The organism is Pseudomonas sp. CAM1A, assembly GCF_047501685.1.
Classification (GTDB): Bacteria; Pseudomonadota; Gammaproteobacteria; order Pseudomonadales; family Pseudomonadaceae; genus Aquipseudomonas.
The window spans coordinates 559092-581830 of sequence record NZ_JBFNXP010000002.1; the positions used below are offsets into that span (position 1 = coordinate 559092).

Sequence of the window (22739 nt, forward strand, 5' to 3'; positions counted from 1 at the left end):
GGGTGGTACCGGGCGTGGGAGCGGCGGTGCGCCGCTGCGACTTGCCCCGCGATGGCGGCGTTGCGTCCGGCATCGCAATCGCGGGGCAAGCCCGCTCCCACGGGGATCAATACAGACATTCAGGAGTCAGTACGCATCATGCCGTACAGCTCGTTGAGCAGCTTGCGCCGGCTGAACACCAGCTGCCAGCGGTGCCCGCCCAGCTGGCGCCACAGGCGCGCGGCGCGGATGCCGGCCAGCAGCAGGGCGCGGATCTTCGAGGCGTTGCTGGCCTGCTGCAGGAAGCGCATGTCGCCATGCACCTGGATACGCTGGCGCAAGGTGCTCAGGGTGTCCTGGTACAAGGCTCCGCTTGAGGCGATGACGTTTTCATGAACCAGGCCGAAATGCTCGGCCTGGGACTGGATCTGCGGCAGGCGGTTGCCGATGGTGTCGAGCAGGTCGCCACGCTTGTTAAGCTGGCGCTCAAGGCCCAGCATCGACAGGGCGTAGCGCAGCGGCTCGCGTTGCAGGCTGCTGGGGTCGCGCTCCAGGGCTCCGACCAGCGCCCGGTAGCCGTCGCGCAGGTTGATGTCGTCGCCGCCGAACACTTCCAGGGTGTCCTTGGGGTCGACCACCAGCAGGCTGCCGAGCATGCAGCCGATATTGGCTTCACTGGCCTGGCCGGTACGGGCGATGCGGTCCACCAGCACGGCGGCCTGGAACACGCCGCCCAGGGCAATCAGTTGCTCCTGGAGGTTGTTCATGGGCGCGGGCTCCAGGGCTCGGCGACTTCGATCACGCCGCCGCCCAGGCATACCTCGCCGTCATAGAGCACCACCGACTGGCCAGGGGTGACGGCGCGCTGCGGCTCGTCGAACACGGCGCGGTAGCCGCTAGCGGTCTGCTCCAGCGTGCACTGCTGGTCGCCCTGGCGGTAGCGCACCTTGGCGGTAAGCTTGCGCGGGCTGGACAGGTCGATGGGGTTTACCCAGAAAATTTCCGAGGCCAGCAGGGCGCGGGAGAACAGCCATGGGTGCTCGTTGCCCTGGCCGACCACCAGCACGTTGCGCGAGAGGTCTTTTTCCAGCACGTACCACGGCTCGTCGCTGGCGTCCTTCAGGCCGCCGATGCCCAGGCCCTGGCGTTGGCCGATGGTGTGGTACATCAGGCCGTGATGCTGGCCGATCACTTCACCCTCGGTGGTCTGGATCTCGCCCGGCTGGGCCGGCAGGTACTGCTTGAGGAAGTCGCTGAAACGGCGCTCGCCGATGAAGCAGATACCGGTGGAGTCCTTCTTCTTGGCCGTGGCCAGGCCGTGTTTCTCGGCGATGGCGCGTACCTCGGGCTTTTCCAGCTCGCCCACCGGGAACAGGGTGCGGGCGATCTCCTTGCCGCCGACGGCGTGCAGGAAGTAGCTCTGGTCCTTGTTCGGGTCCAGGCCCTTGAGCAGCTCGGTCAGCTCGCCAGTGTCGCGGCGGCGCACATAGTGGCCGGTGGCGATCAGGTCGGCGCCCAGGGACAGGGCGTAGTCGAGGAACGCCTTGAACTTGATTTCGCGGTTGCAGAGGATGTCCGGGTTCGGCGTACGACCAGCCTTGTACTCCTCGAGGAAGTGCTCGAACACGTTGTCCCAGTACTCGGCGGCGAAGTTGGCGGTGTGCAGCTTGATGCCGATGCGGTCGCACACGGCCTGGGCGTCGGCCAGGTCTTCGCGGGCGGTGCAATATTCGGTGCCGTCGTCCTCTTCCCAGTTCTTCATGAACAGACCTTCCACCTGGTAGCCCTGCTCCATGAGCAGAAGGGCGGAGACGGAAGAGTCCACGCCGCCGGACATGCCGACGATGACGCGGGTCTTGGCGGGGTCTTTGAGTGCTGGGCTGGTCATGGCTACCGGTGTGTATCAGAGGGGAAAAACGCCGATTCTATCAAACCGGCGTCAGTCGCGCAGCAGGTCAAGGCTGTGCAGCGGGCCTTTGAGGTAGTCGTCGAGGCAGCGTGGCACCAACTCGCTGCGCCAGCGCGACGGCTCGGCCAGCAGTTCGTCGCGGGTCAGCCATACGGCGCGGACGATGTCGCTGTCCAGGTCGCGGTCCTGGTGGTGGCGCACGGGGCGGGCGGCGAAGCAGATGCGCTGGTAGGTGACGCCGTTGCTGGGGGCGGTGTACAGGTAGATGCCGACCACCCCGGTGAGCTCGACTTCCCAGGCGGTTTCCTCGAGGGTTTCGCGCAGGGCGGCCTGGGGCAGGGTCTCGTTCGGTTCGAGGTGGCCGGCGGGTTGGTTGAAGACGTGCTGGTTGGCTTTGAATTCTTCGACGAAGAGGAACTTGCCCTCGTGCTCGACGACGGTGGCGACGGTGATGTGGGGTTGCCAGGACACGGTCGATGCTCTCCCTAAGTAGCAAGTTTCTAGCTGCAAGCCACAAGACGAAGCGGTACGCGGACTGCTTTGACTTGTGGCTTGCAGCTTGAAACTTGCAGCTGAAAAAGCACAAACCCCGGTGCGTGGCCGGGGTTTGTGTTGTTACGTCAAGCGAACCTTACAGTGCGGCGATGGCGCTGTTCAGGGTCTGGCTTGGGCGCATCACCTTTGCGGTCAGCTCGGCATCCGGGGCGTAGTAGCCGCCGATGTCAGCCGGCTTGCCCTGGACAGCGTTGAGCTCTGCGACGATGGTCGCTTCGTTCTCGCTCAGGGTCTTGGCCAGCGGGGCGAAGCGCGCCTGCAGGGCGGCGTCGTCGGACTGGGCGGCCAGTGCTTCTGCCCAGTACAGGGTCAGGTAGAAGTGGCTGCCACGGTTGTCGATACCGCCGACCTTGCGCGAAGGCGACTTGTTGGTGTCGAGGAACTTGCCGGTGGCCTGGTCCAGGGTATTGGCCAGGACCTTGGCGCGCGGGTTGTCGTAGGTGTTGCCCAGGTGCTCCAGGGAAGCGGCCAGGGCCAGGAATTCACCCAGCGAGTCCCAACGCAGGAAGTTTTCTTCAACCAGCTGCTGCACGTGCTTCGGTGCCGAACCACCGGCGCCGGTCTCGAACAGGCCACCGCCGTTCATCAGCGGTACGATCGACAGCATCTTGGCGCTGGTGCCCAGCTCCATGATCGGGAACAGGTCGGTCAGGTAGTCGCGCAGCACGTTGCCGGTCACCGAGATGGTGTCCTTGCCTTCACGGATGCGGGCCAGGGAGAACTTGATGGCGTCGACCGGGGCCAGGATGCGGATATCCAGGCCGGCGGTGTCGTGATCCTTCAGGTACTGCTGCACCTTCTCGATCATCACGCCGTCGTGGGCGCGGGCCGGGTCCAGCCAGAACACCGCCGGGGTGTTGCTCAGGCGGGCGCGGTTGACGGCCAGCTTGACCCAGTCCTGGATCGGCGCGTCCTTGGTCTGGCACATGCGGAAGATATCACCGGCTTCGACGTTCTGCTCCAGGACGACCTTGCCCTTGCCGTCGACCACGCGCACGACGCCGTCGGCCTTGATCTGGAAGGTCTTGTCGTGGGAACCGTACTCTTCGGCTTTCTGCGCCATCAGGCCGACGTTCGGCACGCTGCCCATGGTGGTCGGGTCGAAGGCGCCGTTGGCCTTGCAGTCTTCGATGGTGGCCTGGTAGATGCCAGCGTAGCAGCGGTCCGGGATCACGGCCTTGGCATCCTGCAGCTCACCGGCTGTGTTCCACATCTTGCCCGAGTCGCGGATCATCGCCGGCATCGAGGCGTCGACGATGACGTCGCTCGGTACGTGCAGGTTGGTGATGCCCTTGTCCGAGTTGACCATGGCCAGGGCCGGGCGAACGGCGTACAGGGCCTGGATGTCGGCTTCGATCTCGGCTTGCTTTTCAGCAGGCAGGTCCTTGATGCGGGCGTACAGGTCGCCGATGCCGTTGTTGGCGTTGAAGCCTACTTCGGCCAGGGCTGCGGCGTGCTTGGCCAGTACGTCGTTGTAGAACTCTTCGACGATCACGCCGAACATGATCGGGTCGGAAACCTTCATCATGGTGGCTTTCAGGTGCACCGACAGCAGCACGCCGGAGGCCTTGGCATCGGCGATCTGTTCGGCGATGAAGGCTTTCAGGGCCTTGCGGCTCATGGTGGCGCAGTCGATCACTTCGGCGGCTTTGACGGCGGTCTTTTCTTTCAGCACGGTGGTGCTGCCGTCCTTGCCGACCAGCTCGATGCGCAGGCTGTCGTCAGCCTCGATCAGCGCGGCCTTCTCGCTGCCGTAGAAGTCGCCTTGGGTCATGTGGGCAACGTGCGACTTGGAGTCGGCGGCCCAGGCGCCCATCTTGTGCGGGTGCTTGCGTGCGTAGTTCTTGACCGACAGCGGCGCGCGGCGGTCGGAGTTGCCTTCGCGCAGGACCGGGTTCACGGCGCTGCCCTTGATGCGGTCGTAGCGGGCGCGCGATTCTTTCTCTTCAGCGCTGACCGGCTCGTCGGCGTAGTCGGGGATGTTGAAGCCCTTGGCTTGCAGCTCCTTGATCGCGGCCTTCAGCTGTGGAACCGAAGCGGAAATGTTCGGCAGCTTGATGATGTTGGCTTCAGGGGTGGTGGCCAGCTGGCCCAGTTCCGCCAGGTGATCGCCTACTTGCTTCTCGGCGCCCAGTTGCTCCGGGAAGGCGGCGAGGATTCGGCCGGCCAGGGAGATGTCGCGGGTTTCGACGGCGATGTCGGCGCAGGCGGTGAAGGCCTCGACGATCGGCAGCAGCGAGTAGGTGGCGAGGGCGGGGGCTTCGTCGGTGAAGGTGTAGATGATCTTGGAACGGGTGGGCATGCGGGTTAACTCTCTATGTGCTGAGCGTACTCGAGTCTCGAGGTGCGCAGGGTAGGCGCTTCGCCCTGGCAACGCCATGAGCGGAAAGTCGAGAGGCTGCGAGCGGTGATGGTGGATGCATCAGTCGAGCGTCAAGTGCTGGGCCGCGGTAACGACCCAGGCTTTGTGGTCATTCATGACCAAGGGCGAGCCGCATTTTCCTAGGGTTCGCCCCGATGACCCTATGGTCGCGCCGGAGTATATCAAACCCTTTGGGCTAATCAGCAAGGCGAAGTGGTATCAGCGCATTTATAAGACCAAAGACGTATGAGCAATGTGGCGCGTTGCCGCAGGCCTGGGCGGTGCTTTTTCGCGAGTCCAGGCCTGCCACCTTGCGCGTGGGCAGATGTGGTTTAGGCTCAGTGGATCGCACGATTTCCAATCACACCAGGAAAAGCGGAGTAGTGCAGCATGGGATACCAGAAAATCAAGGTTCCGACCGATGGTGCCAAGATCACCGTCAATGCAGACCATTCGCTCAATGTTCCCGACAACCCCATCATTCCCTACATCGAAGGCGACGGCATCGGCGTGGACGTCTCGCCGGTGATGATCAAGGTGGTCGATGCCGCCGTGCAGAAGGCCTACGGCGGCAAGCGCAAGATCGCCTGGATGGAGGTGTATGCCGGCGAGAAGGCCACCCAGGTCTATGACCAGGACACCTGGCTGCCCCAGGAAACCCTGGATGCGGTGAAGGACTATGTGGTGTCGATCAAGGGGCCGCTGACCACGCCGGTCGGTGGCGGCATCCGTTCGCTCAACGTGGCGTTGCGCCAGCAGCTCGACCTGTATGTATGTCTGCGTCCGGTGGTGTGGTTCCAGGGCGTGCCGAGCCCGGTGAAAAAGCCCGGCGACGTCGACATGGTGATCTTCCGCGAGAACTCCGAGGACATCTATGCCGGTATCGAGTGGAAGGCCGGCTCGCCCGAGGCGAACAAGGTGATCAAGTTCCTCAAGGAGGAGATGGGCGTCACCAAGATCCGCTTCGACCAGGACTGCGGCATCGGCGTCAAGCCGGTGTCGAAGGAAGGCACCAAGCGCCTGGTGCGCAAGGCCTTGCAATATGTGGTGGATAACGACCGCAAGTCGCTGACCCTGGTGCACAAGGGCAACATCATGAAGTTCACCGAAGGTGCCTTCAAGGACTGGGGCTATGAGGTGGCCCGCGACGAGTTCGGTGCCGAACTGCTTGATGGCGGCCCGTGGATGAAGTTCAAGAACCCGCGGACCGGCCGCGAGGTGATCGTCAAGGATGCCATCGCCGACGCCATGCTCCAGCAGATCCTGCTGCGCCCGGCCGAGTACGATGTGATCGCCACCCTCAACCTCAATGGCGACTACCTGTCCGACGCCCTGGCGGCAGAGGTGGGCGGTATCGGCATCGCGCCGGGGGCCAACCTGTCGGACACCGTGGCCATGTTCGAGGCTACCCACGGCACCGCGCCGAAGTATGCTGGCAAGGATCAGGTCAACCCGGGGTCGGTGATCCTGTCGGCCGAGATGATGCTGCGGCACATGGGCTGGACCGAGGCGGCGGACCTGATCATCAAGGGCACCAATGGCGCCATTGCGGCCAAGACCGTGACCTACGACTTCGAACGCCTGATGGATGGCGCGACCCTGGTCGGCAGCTCGGGCTTCGGCGAGGCGCTGATCAAGCACATGTAAGCGTGGCAAAAAAACCGGTCGCCTCTTTATTAAAGGGGCGACCGGTTTTTTCGTTTACCGGCAGACAGTTCGGAGATCAGACTTCGACGGTGCTGCCCGGGTTCGTGGCGCTGGCCTGGATGTGGCTGGTGGCGCTCCTGATGTCGGTCGCGTGCAGCCCTTTGGGGCCCTGGATGATCTCGAAGTTCACGGATTGGCCGGCTTTCAGCGTCTTGTAACCGTCCATCTGGATCGCTGAATAGTGGGCGAACAGATCATCGGTCTTACCGTCCTCGTTGATGAATCCGTAGCCCTTGGCATTGTTGAACCACTTGACTTTACCGCTTGCCATCCCTATGTCCCTCTGCAAAGGACTCCATCACTGGAGTATCATCCACTTCATCCGCATACGAACCTTGCGAGAAAATCTGGTTGACTGCGCGGATCTTTATCGACCACGGTGGGTTCTTATTGGTTGTAACACCGTTTTGCCGATAGTCAAGGTCAGCCGGCGCCCGCGCCGGGAGGGGCCTGCGCGGTCAACCCACAACCTTAACCTGTCGATCATGATGAAATTCTTTCCATGCATGTACTCAGTGAGATTCGACTAACATTCAATCAGGATCACCCGCAGCCGCATGAGGACGGGCACGAGGACGATGGCGCGGGCCTTGCCGTCCAGGAGGCCAAGCCGATCCTGCAGGCGCCACCGATGTACAAGGTGGTTTTGTTCAACGATGACTACACGCCAATGGATTTCGTCGTCGAAGTGCTCGAGACGTTCTTCAGTCTGAACCGCGAGCTGGCGACCAAGATCATGCTGACCGTCCATACCGAAGGGCGGGCAGTGTGCGGATTGTTTACCCGTGACATCGCCGAAACAAAGGCCATGCAGGTCAACCAATACGCCAGGGAAAGCCAGCATCCGCTACTCTGTGAAATCGAGAAGGACGGTTAATCGCCGACCACTTGGGTATGAGGTGAAGCTATGTTAAACCGCGAGCTCGAAGTCACCCTCAATCTGGCCTTCAAGGAGGCCCGTTCGAAGCGTCATGAGTTCATGACCGTAGAACACCTGCTCCTGGCACTCCTTGACAATGAGGCTGCCGCGACCGTTCTGCGCGCCTGTGGCGCCAATCTCGACAAGCTCAAGCACGACCTGCAGGAGTTCATCGATTCCACCACCCCGCTGATCCCCGTGCATGACGAGGACCGCGAGACGCAACCGACGCTGGGCTTCCAGCGCGTGCTGCAGCGTGCCGTGTTCCACGTGCAGAGCTCCGGCAAGCGCGAAGTGACCGGCGCCAACGTGCTGGTGGCGATCTTCAGCGAACAGGAAAGCCAGGCGGTGTTCCTGCTCAAGCAGCAGAGCGTGGCGCGTATCGACGTCGTCAACTACATCGCCCATGGCATCAGCAAGGTGCCGGGCCATGGTCCGAACACCGACAGCGACCAGGACATGCAGGATGAGGAGGGCGGCGAGGCTTCCTCTTCCAGCAACCCGCTGGACGCCTACGCCAGCAACCTGAACGAACTGGCCCGTGCCGGTCGTATCGATCCGCTGGTTGGCCGTGAGCAGGAGGTCGAGCGCGTCGCGCAGATCCTTGCCCGTCGCCGCAAGAACAACCCGTTGCTGGTCGGCGAGGCTGGTGTCGGCAAGACTGCCATCGCCGAAGGCCTGGCCAAGCGCATCGTCGATGGCCAGGTGCCTGACCTGCTGGCCCAGAGCGTGGTCTATTCTCTGGACCTCGGCGCGCTGCTGGCCGGCACCAAGTACCGTGGCGACTTCGAGAAGCGCTTCAAGGCGCTGCTCGGCGAGCTGCGCAAACGGCCGCAGGCGATCCTGTTCATCGACGAAATCCACACCATCATCGGCGCCGGTGCGGCTTCCGGTGGCGTGATGGATGCGTCCAACCTGCTCAAGCCCCTGTTGTCGTCCGGTGAGATCCGTTGCATCGGCTCCACCACGTTCCAGGAGTTCCGCGGCATCTTCGAGAAGGATCGTGCCCTGGCGCGTCGCTTCCAGAAGGTCGATGTCACCGAGCCATCGGTGGAAGACACCGTGGGCATCCTGCGTGGCCTGAAAGGGCGCTTCGAAAGCCACCACAACATCGAGTACAGCGACGAGGCCCTGCGCGCCGCCGCCGAACTGGCTTCGCGCTACATCAATGACCGGCACATGCCGGACAAGGCCATCGACGTGATCGACGAAGCTGGCGCCTATCAGCGTCTGCAGCCGGAGGCCAACCGGGTCAAGCGCATCGACGTGCCGCAGGTCGAGGATATTGTTGCCAAGATCGCGCGGATTCCGCCGAAGCACGTCACCAGTTCCGACAAGGAGCTGCTGCGCAACCTCGAGCGCGATCTGAAGCTGACCGTGTTCGGCCAGGACCCGGCGATCGACTCGCTGGCCACCGCCATCAAGCTGTCCCGTGCCGGTCTCAAGGCGCCGGACAAGCCGGTGGGCTCGTTCCTGTTCGCCGGCCCCACCGGCGTGGGCAAGACCGAGGCTGCTCGCCAGCTGGCCAAGGCCCTGGGTGTCGAGCTGGTGCGCTTCGACATGTCCGAGTACATGGAGCGTCACACCGTGTCGCGGCTGATCGGTGCGCCCCCTGGCTATGTCGGGTTCGACCAGGGTGGCCTGCTGACCGAGGCCATCACCAAGCAGCCGCACTGCGTGCTGCTGCTCGATGAAATCGAGAAGGCCCACCCGGAAGTCTTCAACCTGCTGCTGCAGGTGATGGATCACGGTACCCTGACCGACAACAACGGGCGCAAGGCGGACTTCCGCAACGTGATCCTGATCATGACCACCAACGCCGGTGCCGAAACCGCCGCGCGGGCCTCGATCGGCTTCACCCACCAGGACCACTCCTCCGACGCCATGGAGGTCATCCGCAAGAGCTTCACGCCGGAGTTCCGCAACCGCCTGGACACCATCATCCAGTTCGGCCGCCTGTCCCACGAGACGATCAAGAGCATCGTCGACAAGTTCCTCATCGAACTGCAGGCGCAGCTGGAAGACAAGCGTGTGCTGCTGGAGGTTACCGACGCCGCGCGCGGCTGGCTGGCGGCTTCGGGCTACGACGTGCAGATGGGTGCGCGGCCGATGGCGCGGCTGATCCAGGACAAGATCAAGCGGCCGTTGGCCGAAGAGATCCTGTTCGGTGAGCTGGCCGAGCACGGCGGTGTGGTGCACATCGACCTGCGCGATGATGAGCTGGTGTTCGATTACGAGACCACGGCTGAAGTCGCGTAATGCCATCGCGGGGCAAGCCCGCTCCCATGCCAACTGTACTGGCGTGGGAGCGGGCTTGCCCCGCGATGCTTTCAGCACCCACAAAAAAGCCCGGCACAATGGCCGGGCTTTTTCATGGCTTGAGCTTAGCGCGCACGGTAGGTGATGCGGCCCTTGCTCAGGTCGTACGGCGTCAGTTCGACGCGGACCTTGTCGCCAGTGAGAATACGGATGTAGTTCTTGCGCATCTTGCCAGAGATGTGCGCGGTAACGACGTGCCCGTTTTCCAACTCCACGCGGAACATGGTGTTGGGCAGGGTGTCGACGACAGTGCCTTCCATTTCGAAGCTGTCTTCTTTCGACATGCAGTAAAGCCCTCGGTATCCAGTGATGGCCCGACGCACGACTGCACCGGGCAAAAAAGTGGCGTGGATTATGCCCGAAAATTGTGTTTCAAGCCAATGCCTTTCAGTTGAGGCTGACCCAGCGCTGGTTGATCAGCAGTTCGATGGGGCGGTACTGGGTCTTGTAGTTCATCTTCTTGCAGTTCTTGATCCAGTAGCCGAGGTACACGGCCTCGAGATTCTGGCGCAGGGCCTCGGTGATCTGCCAGAGGATGGCGTAGCGCCCGAGGCTGCGACGATCCTCGTCAGGCTCATAGAAGGTGTACACGGCCGACAGGCCGTTGGGCAGCAGGTCGCACACCGCCACGGCCAGCAGCCGGCCTGCCAGGCGGAACTCGTAGAACCAGCAGAACGGCAGGTCGCGCACCAGGAAGGTAGAGAACTGGTCGCGGCTGGGCGGGTACATGTCGCCATCGGCGTGGCGCTGCTCGATATAGCGCCGGTACAGGTCGAAGTACTCTTCCTTGTAGGCCGGCCGGGCGGCGGTGACGGTCAGGTCGGCGTTGCGTTTGAGGATACGTCGCTGCTGGCGGTTGGGAATGAAGCGCGCAGCGGGGATGCGCGCCGGAACGCAGGCGTTGCACTGCTGGCAATGCGGGCGATAGAGGTGGTCGCCGCTGCGACGAAAGCCCATTTCCGAGAGGTCTGCGTAGACGTGCACATCCATCGGCTGGCTAGGGTCGAGAAACAGTGTGGTTGCCTGCTCATCCGGCAGGTAGCTGCAGGAGTGGGGTTGAGTGGCATAAAACTTCAACCGCGCCAGCTCTGTCATGATCAACCCCTTAGGTGAGACGTTGTATCTAAGTGTAAGCCAGCTCCGGGAACTCGCCTAGGCAACCCAGCTGGCCGCGCTGGGCTGGTCCAGATGGCGAGCCAGGTAATCGGCGAAGCTGGCCCGGCTGATGGCGCGGGCGCCCAGGCTGTGCAGATGGTCGGTGGGCATCTGGCAGTCGATCAGCACGAAACCTGCCTGCTTCAGGTGCTCGACCAGTGTCACGAATCCCACCTTGGAGGCATTGTCGGCGCGGCTGAACATCGATTCGCCAAAGAACAGCCGGCCCATAGCCAGGCCGTACAGGCCGCCGACCAGTTCACCCTCCCGGCGTACCTCGACCGAGTGGGCGATGCCGCGCCGGTGCAGCTCGCAGTAAGCGGCGCGCATGGTGTCGGTAATCCAGGTGCCATCGGCGTAGTCCCGGGGCGCGGCGCAGGCGGCGATTACCGCCGCGAAGTCGCTGTCGAAACTCACCTGGTAGCGGCCCTGGCGGATCAGCTTGGCCAGCGAGCGCGAAACATGCAGTTCGTCCGGAAACAGCACGGTGCGCGGGTCGGGCGACCACCAGAGGATCGGCTGGCCGTCCTGGTACCAGGGGAAGCAGCCATGGCGATAGGCCGCGACCAGGCGCTCGGCGGTCAGGTCGCCGCCAGCGGCGAGCAGGCCATTGGGGTCGTGCAGGGCCTTTTCCAGGGGCGGGAAGGTCAGCGAGTCGCGGGTCAGCCAGGTGAGCATGGGGTTCTTGAGCGGCGGGGGAGGGGAGAGGGCAGCATGGCGCGGGTTGAGAATGAGGTCAACGATCGCCTTCGGGCCAGCGTGGCAGCGGGCTTGCCCCGCAGTAGGGCCGGAGCAGGCAAAATCGACCCTCGATATCCACGTATTCATCCAGCCACCGGCACCATCTGGCACAATTGCTGTCACACCTGTGCAAAAACACAGCATAAGCCTTTGTCACAAAAGAAAATGCGTGATCAAATTGCATCCATATGAAAGTCGCCCCCGTTCACGCGCCATACAGCGTGCCGCCATGGCGGCGGGTGGGCAGTAATGTTAAAAGTAGTGGTTCATTGGCCGGTGACCGGCCAATCACTATTGGACGCGCAGCACGCGCAGGAATAGACGCGTTTTGAAGAAATCCACCGCAACCCCAGCCCCCTTGCCAGTGCCCCTGTGGCGGCAGCAGCTGCACTACCGCCTGAAGGAAGGTGCGCTGATTGCCGTCGGCGCCCTGTGCCTGTACCTGTGGATGGCACTGGTCACCTACGACACCGCCGACCCGGGCTTCAGCCACACCAGCAACGCCGAGCAGGTACAGAACGCCGCCGGCCGCGCCGGGGCCTATTTCGCCGATATCCTGTTCATGGTGCTCGGCTACTTCGCCTACATCTTCCCGCTGCTGCTGGCGATCAAGACCTGGCAGATCTTCCGCGAGCGCCACCAGCCCTGGCAATGGAGCGGCTGGCTGTTCTCCTGGCGCCTGATCGGCCTGGTGTTCCTGGTGCTGTCGGGCGCGGCGCTGGCGCATATCCACTTCCATCCCTCGGTGAACATCCCGTTCTCCGCGGGCGGCGCCCTGGGCGAAAGCCTGGGCGACCTGGCACGCAACCTGCTGAACGTGCAGGGCAGCACGCTGATGTTCATTGCCCTGTTCCTGTTCGGCCTGACGGTGTTCACCGACCTGTCCTGGTTCAAGGTGATGGACCTGACGGGCAAGATTACCCTCGACCTGTTCGAACTGGTGCAAGGCGCAGCCAGCCGCTGGTGGGAGGCGCGCAACGAGCGCAAGCGCCTGGAGGCCCAGCTGCGTGAAGTCGACGACCCGGTCTTTGACCTGGGCGGCAAAGGCGACAGGCGCGAGCCGGCCAAAGCGCAGCTGCGCGAGCGCGCCGAGCCTGTGATGACGCGTGACGAGCCGCCGGCCCGCCCGGTGGCGCCGCGCGAACCTGTCGTGGCCCGCGAATCGATCGTGCCGCGCGAAACCGTTGTAGCTCGCCCCCAGCCCGCCGCCCCGGTGATCATTCCGCCGACCGCGGACAAGGTGCCGGAACCGAGCAAGCGGGTCATGAAGGAAAAACAGGCGCCGCTGTTCATCGACAGCGCGGTGGAAGGCACCTTGCCGTCGATTTCCATCCTCGACCCGGCCGAGCAGAAGAAGATCGAGTACTCGCCTGAGTCCCTGGCCGGTGTCGGCCAGTTGCTGGAGATCAAGCTCAAGGAGTTCGGCGTGGAAGTCGCGGTGGACTCGATCCACCCGGGCCCGGTGATCACCCGTTACGAGATCCAGCCGGCCGCCGGCGTCAAGGTCAGCCGCATCGCCAACCTGGCCAAAGACCTGGCGCGCTCCCTGGCGGTGACCAGCGTGCGGGTGGTCGAGGTGATCCCCGGCAAGACCACCGTGGGTATCGAGATCCCCAACGAGAACCGCCAGATGGTGCGTTTCTCCGAGGTGCTGTCGTCGCCGCAGTTCGACGAGAACAAGTCGCCGGTTACCCTGGCCCTGGGCCATGACATCGGCGGCAAGCCGGTGATCACCGACCTGGCCAAGATGCCCCACCTGCTGGTGGCCGGTACCACCGGCTCCGGTAAGTCGGTGGGGGTGAACGCGATGATCCTGTCGATCCTGTTCAAGTCGGGCCCGGAAGACGCGCGGCTGATCATGATCGACCCGAAGATGCTCGAACTGTCGATCTACGAAGGCATCCCGCACCTGCTGTGCCCGGTGGTCACCGACATGAAGGATGCCGCCAACGCCCTGCGCTGGAGCGTCGCCGAAATGGAGCGGCGCTACAAGCTGATGGCGGCCATGGGCGTGCGTAACCTGGCGGGCTTCAACCGCAAGATCAAGGATGCCCAGGAAGCCGGCGAGATCATCCACGACCCGCTGTACCGTCGCGAGAGCATGGACGACGAGCCGCCGGCGCTGAAGACCCTGCCGACCATCGTGGTGGTGGTCGACGAATTCGCCGACATGATGATGATCGTCGGCAAGAAGGTCGAAGAGCTGATCGCCCGTATCGCCCAGAAGGCCCGTGCCGCCGGCATCCACCTGATCCTCGCCACCCAGCGTCCGTCGGTGGATGTGATCACCGGCCTGATCAAGGCCAACATCCCGACCCGCATGGCGTTCCAGGTGTCGAGCAAGATCGACTCGCGGACCATCATCGACCAGGGCGGCGCCGAACAGCTGCTCGGCCACGGTGACATGCTCTACATGCCGCCGGGCACCAGCCTGCCGATCCGCGTGCATGGCGCCTTCGTCTCCGACGACGAGGTGCACCGCACGGTCGAAGCGTGGAAGCTGCGCGGCGCGCCGGACTACAACGACGACATCCTCAATGGTGTCGAAGAGGCCGGCAGCGGTTTCGACGGCGGCAGCGGTGGCGGCGATGGCGAAGACTCGGAAAGCGATGCCCTGTACGACGAAGCCGTGCAGTTCGTGCTGGAAAGCCGCCGGGCGTCGATCTCGGCGGTGCAGCGCAAGCTCAAGATCGGCTACAACCGCGCCGCGCGGATGATCGAGGCGATGGAGATGGCCGGTGTGGTCACGCCGATGAACAGCAATGGCTCGCGGGAAGTGATTGCCCCGGGCGGCCCACGCGATTGATGAACAACCTGCCGGGCGCCATAGACGGCGCCCGGCCCCTTCACTGTGCAATGAGGATTTCCATGCGCGCGATTCGCATGCTGTTGGTTTCTGCCCTGGCTGCGGCCAGCCTGTCGGCCCACGCCGGCGAACAGGACGTCCAGCGCCTGACGCAATTGCTGGAGAAGTCGCAGACCATCGAGGCCAATTTCTCCCAGCTGACCCTGGATGCCAGCGGTACCAGCCTGCAGGAGACCAGCGGCAAGATGACGGTCAAGCGCCCGGGCCTGTTCTACTGGCACACCGACGCGCCCCAGGAGCAGGTGGTGGTATCCGACGGCAAGAACGTCACCCTGTGGGACCCGGACCTGGAGCAGGCCACCGTCAAGAAGCTCGATGTGCGCCTGAACCAGACCCCGGCGCTGCTGCTCTCCGGTGACGTCTCGAAGATCAGCCAGAGCTTCGACATTACCTCCAAGGAGCAGGGCGAGGTCATGGACTTCACCTTGAAACCCAAGACCAAGGACACCCTGTTCGACTCGCTGCGCGTGTCGTTCCGCCGGGGCCTGATCAATGACATGCAGCTGATCGACAGCGTCGGCCAGCGCACCAACATCCTGTTCAATGGCGTCAAGGCCAACCAGGCGGTGCCGGACAGCAAGTTCCAGTTCGACATCCCCAAGGGCGCGGACGTCATCAAGGAGTAAGCGGAGCCCGTGATGGACCTGTTTCGAAGCGAACCCGTCGCCCAGCCCCTGGCCGCCCGCCTGCGCCCGTCGAACCTGAACGAGTACGTCGGCCAGGAGCACCTGCTGGCGCGTGGCAAGCCGCTGCGCGAGGCGCTGGAGCAGGGTGCGCTGCACTCGATGATCTTCTGGGGGCCGCCCGGGGTGGGCAAGACCACCCTGGCGCGGCTGCTGGCGCAGTTCTGCGATGCCCATTTCGAAACGGTGTCGGCGGTGCTGGCCGGGGTCAAGGAGATCCGCCAGGCCGTCGAGGTGGCCAAGCAGCAGGCCGGCCAGTATGGCCGGCGCACCATCCTGTTCGTCGATGAAGTGCATCGTTTCAACAAGTCGCAACAGGACGCCTTCCTGCCCTACGTGGAGGACGGCACGCTGATCTTCATCGGCGCCACCACCGAGAACCCGTCGTTCGAGCTGAACAACGCGCTGTTGTCGCGGGCGCGGGTCTATGTGCTCAAGAGCCTGGACGAGGCCGCGCTGCGCAAGCTGGTCGATCGCGCCCTGAGCGAGGAACGCGGCCTGGGCAAGCGCAACCTGCAGGTGGGTGACGAAGCCTTCAAGATGCTCATGGCCGCCGCCGATGGCGATGGCCGGCGCATGCTCAACTTCCTCGAAAACGCCTCGGACCTGGCCGAAGACGGCAGCGAGATCGACGTCGAGATGCTGCAAAGCCTGCTCGGCGACAGCCGCCGGCGCTTCGACAAGGGCGGCGAGGCGTTCTACGACCAGATCTCGGCACTGCACAAGTCGGTGCGCGGCTCCAACCCCGACGGTGCGTTGTATTGGTACGCGCGCATGCTCGACGGCGGCTGCGACCCGCTGTACATCGCCCGCCGGGTGGTGCGCATGGCCAGCGAGGACATCGGCAACGCCGACCCCCGCGCCCTGAGCCTGTGCCTGGCGGCCTGGGACGTGCAGGAGCGCCTGGGCAGCCCGGAGGGCGAGCTGGCGGTGGCCCAGGCCATCACCTACATCGCCTGCGCGCCGAAGAGCAACGCGGTGTACATGGGCTTCAAGGCGGCCATGCGCGAGGCGGCCGAGCACGGCTCGCTGGAAGTGCCGCTGCACCTGCGCAACGCGCCGACCAAACTGATGAAGCAACTGGGCTATGGCGAGGAGTACCGCTATGCCCACGACGAGCCGGACGCCTACGCCGCCGGCGAGGACTATTTCCCCGAGCAGCTCGAACCGCGCCAGTACTATCAGCCAGTGCCCCGCGGCCTGGAACTGAAGATCGGCGAGAAGCTCAAGCACCTGGCCGAGCTCGATCGCGCCAGCCCCCGCCAGCGGAGAAAACCGTGATTGCACTGATTGCCGCAGTCAGCGCCGGCGGCATCGCCGGTACGCTGTTGCGTTTCGCCACCGCCAACTGGGTCACAGCCCACTGGCCACGGCACTTCTATGCCGGTACGCTGGCGGTCAACCTGGTCGGTTGCCTGCTGATCGGCCTGCTTTACGGCTTGTTCCTGCACAAGCCGCTGGTGCCGGTCGAGCTGCGCGCCGGGCTGATCGTCGGCTTTCTCGGCGGCCTGACCACCTTTTCCTCCTTCTCGCTCGATACCGTGCGCCTGATGGAAAGCGGGCAGGTCCCGCTGGCCTTGGGCTATACCATTATCAGCGTGGTGGGCGGCCTGCTCGCGACCTGGGCCGGCCTGTCCCTGACCCGATTCTGAACCAACACCTACTTATAACGAGAGAACGATATGCTCGATTCCAAACTGTTACGCGGCCAACTTCAGGAAGTGGCTGACCGCCTGGCCTCCCGTGGCTTCAGCCTGGATGTCGCGCGCATCGAATCGCTGGAAGAGCGCCGCAAGGCCGTGCAGACCCGCACCGAGCAGCTGCAGGCCGAGCGTAACGCCCGCTCCAAGTCCATCGGTCAGGCCAAGGCCAAGGGCGAGGACATCGCCCCGCTGATGGCCGACGTCGAGCGCATGGCCAACGAGCTGGCCGCCGGCAAGACCGAGCTGGACGGCATCCAGGCGGAACTGGACGGCATCCTGCTGACCATCCCCAACCTGCCGGACGCCAGCGTGCCGGTCGGCACCAGCGAAGACGACAACGTCGAAGTGCGCCGCTGGGGCACGCCGAAGGCCTTCGATTTCGAAATCAAGGACCACGTCGCCCTGGGCGAAGTCAGCGGTGGCCTGGACTTCGAGGCCGCAGCCAAGCTCTCCGGCGCCCGCTTTGCCGTGCTGCGCGGCCCGGTGGCCCGCCTGCACCGCGCCCTGGCGCAGTTCATGATCAACCTGCACACCGGTGAGCACGGCTACGAGGAGCACTACACCCCGTACCTGGTGCAGGCCCCGGCCCTGCAGGGCACCGGCCAGCTGCCGAAGTTCGAGGAAGACCTGTTCAAGATCACCCGCGAAGGCGAGGCTGACTTCTACCTGATCCCGACCGCCGAAGTGTCGCTGACCAACCTGGTGGCGGGTGAAATCCTCGACGCCAAGCAGCTGCCGCTCAAGCTGGTTGCCCACACCCCGTGCTTCCGCAGCGAGGCCGGTGCCTCGGGCCGTGACACCCGCGGCATGATCCGCCAGCACCAGTTCGACAAGGTCGAGATGGTCCAGGTGGTCGAGCCCGCGAAATCCATGGAAGCCCTGGAAGGCCTGACCGCCAACGCCGAACGCGTGCTGCAGCTGCTGGAACTGCCGTATCGCGTACTGGCGCTGTGCACCGGTGACATGGGCTTCGGCGCGGTGAAGACCTACGACCTGGAAGTCTGGGTGCCAAGCCAGGACAAGTACCGCGAGATCAGCTCCTGCTCCAACTGCGGTGATTTCCAGGCGCGTCGCATGCAGGCCCGCTGGCGCAACCCGGAAACCGGCAAGCCGGAGCTGGTGCACACCCTCAACGGTTCGGGCCTGGCCGTCGGCCGTACCTTGGTCGCGGTGCTGGAGAACTACCAACAGGCCGACGGTTCGATCCGCGTGCCGGAAGTGCTCAAGCCGTACATGGGTGGCGTCGAGGTCATTCGCTGAATGGACTACCTGCCGCTTTTCCATAAGCTGCAGGGCGGCCGTGTGCTGGTCGTCGGTGGCGGCGAGATCGCCTTGCGCAAAGCGCGCTTGCTGGCCGATGCCGGCGCCGCGCTGCGGGTGGTGGCGCCTGAGGTCGACGGCCAGCTGGCCGCGCTGGCCCGTGAGGGCGGTGGCGAGGTCCTGGTGCGTGGCTACCGGGCCTCGGACCTGGATGGCTGCCGGTTGGTGATCGCAGCGACCGACGACTCGGCGCTCAACGCTCAGGTCTCGACCGAGGCCCAGGCGCGCAGCCTGCCGGTCAACGTGGTGGACGCGCCGGCCCTGTGCACGGTGATCTTCCCTGCCATTGTCGACCGTTCACCGTTGGTAGTGGCGGTTTCCAGCGGCGGCGACGCCCCGGTGCTGGCGCGGTTGATTCGCGCCAAGCTGGAAGCCTGGATCCCGTCCGCCTACGGCGAGCTGGCCGGGCTGGCCGCGCGTTTCCGTCACAAGGTCAAAGCCTTGTACCCGGACGTCAACCAGCGTCGCGGCTTCTGGGAGAGCGTGTTCCAGGGGCCGGTCGCCGAGCGCCAGCTGGCCGGGCAGGGCGTCGAAGCCGAGCGCCTGTTGCAGGCGATGGTCGACGGCGCGCCGGTGCAGCAGGGCGGCGAGGTGTATCTGGTTGGCGCAGGACCGGGTGATCCGGACCTGCTGACCTTCCGCGCCTTGCGCCTGATGCAGCAGGCCGACGTGGTGCTGTACGACCGCCTGGTGGCTCCGGCCATCATCGAGATGTGCCGGCGTGACGCCGAGCGCATCTATGTCGGCAAGCGCCGCGCCGATCATGCCGTGCCGCAGGATAAGATCAACCGCCTGCTGGTCGACCTCGCTCGCCAGGGCAAGCGCGTGCTGCGGCTCAAGGGTGGCGATCCGTTTATCTTTGGCCGGGGTGGTGAAGAGATCGAGGAGCTGGCTGACGAGGGTATTCCGTTCCAGGTGGTGCCGGGCATCACGGCGGCCAGTGGTTGTTCGGCCTATGGCGGGATTCCGCTGACCCACCGCGACTATGCCCAGTCAGTGCGCTTCGTTACCGGCCACCTGAAGGACGGCACCAGCAACCTGCCCTGGGATGACCTGGTGGCGCCGGCCCAGACCCTGGTGTTCTACATGGGCCTGGTTGGCTTGCCGACCATCTGTGCCGAGTTGATCCGCCATGGCCGTGCGGCGAGTACGCCGGCTGCGCTGGTGCAGCAGGGCACCACCCGCAACCAGCGGGTGTTCACCGGTACCTTGGCTGACTTGCCGGAGCTGGTGGCACGCCACGAAGTGCATGCGCCGACCCTGGTGATCGTCGGGGAAGTGGTGCAGTTGCGCGAGAAGCTGGCGTGGTTCGAAGGCTCGCAAGACGCCTGAAATGACTGGGGCCGCCTTGCGGCCCATCGCCACGATAAATCGGCTCGCACAGGATCATGCAAGCCCCTGTGGGAGCCGGCTTGCCGTGGCGACGAACCGCGGCGATGGGCTGCAAAGCAGCCCTAGCTTTATCAAGCCTTCCAGATCCCTTTGCCCATTAACCGCTCCCGATCATGCGCCAAGCCAAAGTCCTGCAACGGCCCCTTGGGCACGATCCCGTTCGGGTTGATGGTCTTGTGGCTCATGTAATAGTGCTTCTGGATATGCTCCATGTTCACCGTGCCCGCCACGCCCGGCCACTGGTACAGCTCGCGCAGCCAGTTGGACAGGTTCGGGTAGTCGCTCAAGCGGCGCAGGTTGCACTTGAAGTGCCCGTGGTACACCGCGTCGAAACGCACCAGCGTGGTGAACAGCCGTACATCGGCTTCGGTCAGGTACTCACCGGCCAGATAACGCTGGCGGCCCAGTAGCGCTTCCAGGTGGTCCAACTCGTTGAAGACATCGTCGAAGGCGGCCTCGTAAGCTTCCTGCGAGGTGGCGAAGCCTGCGCGGTACACGCCGTTGTTCACGGCTGGGTAGATACGGTCGTTGAGCGCATCAATGGTGGCGCGCAGCGGCTCGGGGTACAGGTCCAGGGTGTTGCCGGTCAGTTCGTTGAACGCACTGTTGAAGATGCGGATGATCTCGGCCGACTCGTTGTTGATGATGCGCTTCTCCTGTTTGTCCCACAGCACCGGCACGGTCACCCGGCCAGTGTAGTGCGGGTCGTCCTGGGTGTAGCGCTGGTGCAGGTACTGCAATGCGTCCAGATGATCACCGCTGGAGCCCTGCTGCTGGTCGAAGGTCCAGCCGTGCTCGCCCATCAGCCAGCTGACCACGGAGACGTCGATCAGCGGTTCCAGGCCCTTGATGGCGCGGAAAATCAGGGTGCGATGCGCCCAAGGGCAGGCCAGTGACACGTACAGGTGATAACGGCCGGCCTCGGCGGCGGGCAATTGATTGCGGCGCTGGGCGTTCTCGCGCTTGAACGCGCCATCCTGGCTGGTCTGGTACCACTGGTCATGCCAGCGGCCATCGATCAAAAGGCCCATTGCGGAGCTCCTCGGAACAAAGTCGTTTGTCGTTGGAGCTCAGTCTAGTGAAAAGCGTTCGAATAAATAGCGCAAAGAGTGCGCCGTATTTATCGGGTTATTCGATGCTTCTGCGCCTGGCCCAGTAGTCGCGAGCGCAGCTGAACGCCTGCTCGCGGCCTTGGCCCAGCCCGCGCAGGGCCAAGGCCATGGTGGCGACCACGGCCAGCTCGCCATAGCTGTCCTGTGCCTCGCCACGCCATACCGCCAGCAGGTGCTCGGGCTGCAGGCTGGCCGGCTTCACATGGCGCTGGGCGCTGAGGGCCGGCCATTCCTCGTCCCAGGTCTCGCCGGCCGAGGTGCCGTACAGGTGGCTGATGACATCCGGGTTGACCTCGATCTCGCCGCCGTCGCCCTTGATGACCACGGCGTGGTCGCCGAGCAGGCGGCTGGCCTCGCGGTGCACCGCCTGGTAGCCGGGGTGGAAGATGCTCTGCAGGCCGCAGCGGGCGCCAAGCGGGTTGAGCACCCGGGCCAGGGAGTGGATGGGCGAGCGCAGACCCAGAGTGTTACGCAGGTCGATCATGCGCTGAAGTTGTGGCGCCCAGTCCTGCAACGGGAAGAAGGCCAGCCGATGGCTGTCCAGGGCTTGCTCCACGGTCGTCCAGTTGCGACACAGCGGGATACCCAGCAGGTCGAGCAGTTGCTCGGTGTACAGCCTGCCCGCCGTATGGGCGCCGCCACCGTGCATCAGGATACGCACGCCGTTGCCTGCCAGGCACTTGGCCGCCAGCAGGTACCAGGGCAGGTGGCGCTTCTTGCCGGCGTAGCTGGGCCAGTCGAGGTCGACGGTGATCTGGGGGGCGTGCAGGTGGGCGCGCAGGGCCTCGGTGAAGCCGGCCAGCTCCTCGGCGCTTTCTTCCTTGTGCCGCAGCAGCATCAGGAAGGCACCCAGCTGGGTGTCCTCGACCTTGCCCTCGAGCAGCAGGGTCATCGCGGCGCGGGCTTCTTCGCGGGTCAGGCCGCGGGCGCCACGCTTGCCCTTGCCAAGTATGCGCACGAACTCGGCGAACGGGTGTTCGGCCGGGGTTTCCAGGGTCAAAGGGCGTGCTTCGTTCAGCTGTGGCTCAGTCATATGCAGTTGGTCGGCTTGGGCAGGCCCGCCAGCTTGGCGGCAAGTTTGGCGGGGGTGCCGTTGAACAGGCGATTGAGGTGTGGGCTGTTGCCTTTCTCGGTGCCGAGCTTGAGCGCGGTGTACTTGATCAGCGGACGGGTGGCCGGCGACAGCTGGTACTCCTGGTAGAACTGGCGCAGCAGTTCGAGGATTTCCCAGTGGTCTGCGGTCAGGGCGATGCTTTCGCGCGTGGCGAGGGCCTCGGCGACTTCGCGGGACCAATCCTGCAGTTCGACCAGGAAGCCGTCCTTGTCCAGGGCGATGCTCCGATCGCCGACAGTCAGGGTACTCATAGCCAGCTGTTGACCTTGTCGTGGAGAAGGGAGAGCTCGACGAAGGCGGCGTAGTCCACGGCCTTGGCCAGCGGGTTGTCGAGGGCGCGGGCCTGCAGGTCTTCGGCGAGGGCGAACAGGCGCTCGCCGAGGTTTGCGGCCTGCAGGGCGGCGAACGGCTCGCTGCCGGCCTTGAGCGCGTAGGTGGCGTCACCGCACAGCAGCAATGCGTCTTGTGGGCCCAGCAGGCGCAGGCAACTGGCCAGGCGCTCGTCCCCGAAGGGCGAATGGGCGATTACGTGCAGGGTCGTCATCAGAGCGTCACCACCTGGTCGAAACGGGCAATCAGCGCGGTCAGCGCGGCGTTGTCGAGCACTTCCACCGGCAGTGACAGGGCGTCGTTGTCCAGCCCTCGGCGGGCGAGGCTGTGGCCACAGGCGAACAGCTCCTCGACACCGAACATTGGCAGGGCCTGGAGGTTGGCGGCCAGGTTCTTCTGTTGCACGGCGTCTGGCTGCTGAGCGGCGGCGAGCTGGAACACGCCGTCATCAAGGAACAGCATGCCCAGCGGCAAGTCGAAGGCACCACCGGCCAGGGCGATGTCCAGCGCTTCGCGAGCGGACGGGCCGCTCCATGGCGCCTGACGGCTGATGATCAGCAAGGACTTGGCCAT

General features: G+C 64.4%; 22 protein-coding genes. 9 read left to right on the top strand and 13 right to left on the bottom strand.

Translation table 11 applies throughout. The features are described 5' to 3' along the window. Nucleotides 1-119 precede the first annotated feature (119 nt). The 4 genes from hflD to ABZO33_RS06385 form a co-directional block, all read right to left on the bottom strand. Nucleotides 120-746 carry a high frequency lysogenization protein HflD gene (gene hflD, locus ABZO33_RS06370; protein WP_414535313.1) on the bottom strand — a complete coding sequence of 209 codons (627 nt, stop codon included), beginning with the start codon at nt 744-746 and terminating at the stop codon, nt 120-122. Next, entirely contained in the window at nt 743-1867 is a 1125-nt protein-coding gene (gene mnmA, locus ABZO33_RS06375; protein WP_414535314.1) for a tRNA 2-thiouridine(34) synthase MnmA, read from the bottom strand. The genes hflD and mnmA overlap by 4 nt, the downstream gene beginning before the upstream one ends. A gap of 51 nt (nt 1868-1918) precedes the next feature. After that, a complete protein-coding gene (locus ABZO33_RS06380) occupies nt 1919-2359 on the bottom strand; it encodes an NUDIX hydrolase (protein WP_414535315.1) in 441 nt (146 codons plus the stop codon). A 160-nt stretch (nt 2360-2519) separates the two neighbouring features. Then, nucleotides 2520-4745 carry an NADP-dependent isocitrate dehydrogenase gene (locus ABZO33_RS06385; protein WP_414535316.1) on the bottom strand — a complete coding sequence of 742 codons (2226 nt, stop codon included), beginning with the start codon at nt 4743-4745 and terminating at the stop codon, nt 2520-2522. A 450-nt stretch (nt 4746-5195) separates the two neighbouring features. Between ABZO33_RS06385 and icd the strand changes: the two genes are divergently transcribed. Continuing rightward, on the top strand, nt 5196-6452 hold the full coding sequence (gene icd, locus ABZO33_RS06390; RefSeq protein WP_401112190.1) for an NADP-dependent isocitrate dehydrogenase: 1257 nt from the start codon (nt 5196-5198) through the stop codon (nt 6450-6452). Between the two features lie 76 nt (nt 6453-6528). Here the strand turns inward: icd and cspD are convergent, their stop codons facing one another. After that, nucleotides 6529-6783 carry a cold shock domain-containing protein CspD gene (cspD, locus tag ABZO33_RS06395; protein WP_217869270.1) on the bottom strand — a complete coding sequence of 85 codons (255 nt, stop codon included), beginning with the start codon at nt 6781-6783 and terminating at the stop codon, nt 6529-6531. A 231-nt stretch (nt 6784-7014) separates the two neighbouring features. Between cspD and clpS the strand changes: the two genes are divergently transcribed. Both clpS and clpA read left to right on the top strand, forming a co-directional pair. Then, a complete protein-coding gene (gene clpS / locus ABZO33_RS06400) occupies nt 7015-7389 on the top strand; it encodes an ATP-dependent Clp protease adapter ClpS (RefSeq protein WP_414535317.1) in 375 nt (124 codons plus the stop codon). Between the two features lie 30 nt (nt 7390-7419). Beyond that, on the top strand, nt 7420-9690 hold the full coding sequence (gene clpA, locus ABZO33_RS06405) for an ATP-dependent Clp protease ATP-binding subunit ClpA (RefSeq protein ID WP_414535318.1): 2271 nt from the start codon (nt 7420-7422) through the stop codon (nt 9688-9690). A gap of 125 nt (nt 9691-9815) precedes the next feature. On the opposite strand, the gene infA is transcribed toward clpA, so the two are convergent. The 3 genes from infA to aat all read right to left on the bottom strand — a co-directional run bounded on the left by infA (nt 9816) and on the right by aat (nt 11583). Continuing rightward, the gene (gene infA / locus ABZO33_RS06410; RefSeq protein WP_002553999.1) at nt 9816-10034 is read right to left on the bottom strand and encodes a translation initiation factor IF-1; all 219 of its coding nucleotides are present in this window, start codon (nt 10032-10034) and stop codon (nt 9816-9818) included. A 103-nt stretch (nt 10035-10137) separates the two neighbouring features. Beyond that, entirely contained in the window at nt 10138-10845 is a 708-nt protein-coding gene (locus ABZO33_RS06415; RefSeq protein WP_414535319.1) for an arginyltransferase, read from the bottom strand. Between the two features lie 57 nt (nt 10846-10902). Continuing rightward, the gene (gene aat / locus ABZO33_RS06420) at nt 10903-11583 is read right to left on the bottom strand and encodes a leucyl/phenylalanyl-tRNA--protein transferase (protein WP_414535320.1); all 681 of its coding nucleotides are present in this window, start codon (nt 11581-11583) and stop codon (nt 10903-10905) included. Between the two features lie 391 nt (nt 11584-11974). Here aat and ABZO33_RS06425 point away from each other — a divergent pair, with 391 nt between their 5' ends. From ABZO33_RS06425 to cysG, 6 genes are all read left to right on the top strand, one after another. After that, nucleotides 11975-14452 (top strand): DNA translocase FtsK, encoded by a 2478-nt coding sequence (locus tag ABZO33_RS06425; RefSeq protein ID WP_414535321.1) that lies wholly within the window; start codon nt 11975-11977, stop codon nt 14450-14452. A 62-nt stretch (nt 14453-14514) separates the two neighbouring features. Next, entirely contained in the window at nt 14515-15138 is a 624-nt protein-coding gene (gene lolA, locus ABZO33_RS06430) for an outer membrane lipoprotein chaperone LolA (protein ID WP_414535322.1), read from the top strand. A 12-nt stretch (nt 15139-15150) separates the two neighbouring features. Next, complete coding sequence (locus tag ABZO33_RS06435; protein WP_414535323.1) at nt 15151-16476, top strand: replication-associated recombination protein A; 1326 nt, start codon at nt 15151-15153, stop codon at nt 16474-16476. Continuing rightward, nucleotides 16473-16847 (top strand): fluoride efflux transporter CrcB, encoded by a 375-nt coding sequence (crcB, locus tag ABZO33_RS06440; RefSeq protein ID WP_023630958.1) that lies wholly within the window; start codon nt 16473-16475, stop codon nt 16845-16847. Before ABZO33_RS06435 ends, crcB begins: the two co-directional genes overlap by 4 nt. A 30-nt stretch (nt 16848-16877) precedes the next feature. Next, nucleotides 16878-18158, top strand: a complete 1281-nt coding sequence (serS, locus tag ABZO33_RS06445) for a serine--tRNA ligase (protein ID WP_414535324.1) — start codon at nt 16878-16880, stop codon at nt 18156-18158. After that, on the top strand, nt 18159-19550 hold the full coding sequence (cysG, locus tag ABZO33_RS06450; protein ID WP_414535325.1) for a siroheme synthase CysG: 1392 nt from the start codon (nt 18159-18161) through the stop codon (nt 19548-19550). A 131-nt stretch (nt 19551-19681) separates the two neighbouring features. Here the strand turns inward: cysG and ABZO33_RS06455 are convergent, their stop codons facing one another. The 5 genes from ABZO33_RS06455 to tusC all read right to left on the bottom strand — a co-directional run bounded on the left by ABZO33_RS06455 (nt 19682) and on the right by tusC (nt 22739). Further along, nucleotides 19682-20641, bottom strand: a complete 960-nt coding sequence (locus ABZO33_RS06455) for a glutathione S-transferase family protein (protein ID WP_414535326.1) — start codon at nt 20639-20641, stop codon at nt 19682-19684. A gap of 97 nt (nt 20642-20738) precedes the next feature. Continuing rightward, on the bottom strand, nt 20739-21722 hold the full coding sequence (locus tag ABZO33_RS06460; protein WP_414535679.1) for a glycosyl transferase family protein: 984 nt from the start codon (nt 21720-21722) through the stop codon (nt 20739-20741). Nucleotides 21723-21751: 29 nt separating this feature from the next. After that, nucleotides 21752-22087: a TusE/DsrC/DsvC family sulfur relay protein gene (locus ABZO33_RS06465; RefSeq protein WP_414535327.1), complete on the bottom strand. Its 336-nt coding sequence runs from the start codon at nt 22085-22087 to the stop codon at nt 21752-21754. After that, a complete protein-coding gene (gene tusB, locus ABZO33_RS06470) occupies nt 22084-22380 on the bottom strand; it encodes a sulfurtransferase complex subunit TusB (protein WP_414535328.1) in 297 nt (98 codons plus the stop codon). The genes ABZO33_RS06465 and tusB overlap by 4 nt, the downstream gene beginning before the upstream one ends. Next, nucleotides 22380-22739, bottom strand: a complete 360-nt coding sequence (tusC, locus tag ABZO33_RS06475; RefSeq protein ID WP_094010420.1) for a sulfurtransferase complex subunit TusC — start codon at nt 22737-22739, stop codon at nt 22380-22382. The genes tusB and tusC overlap by 1 nt, the downstream gene beginning before the upstream one ends.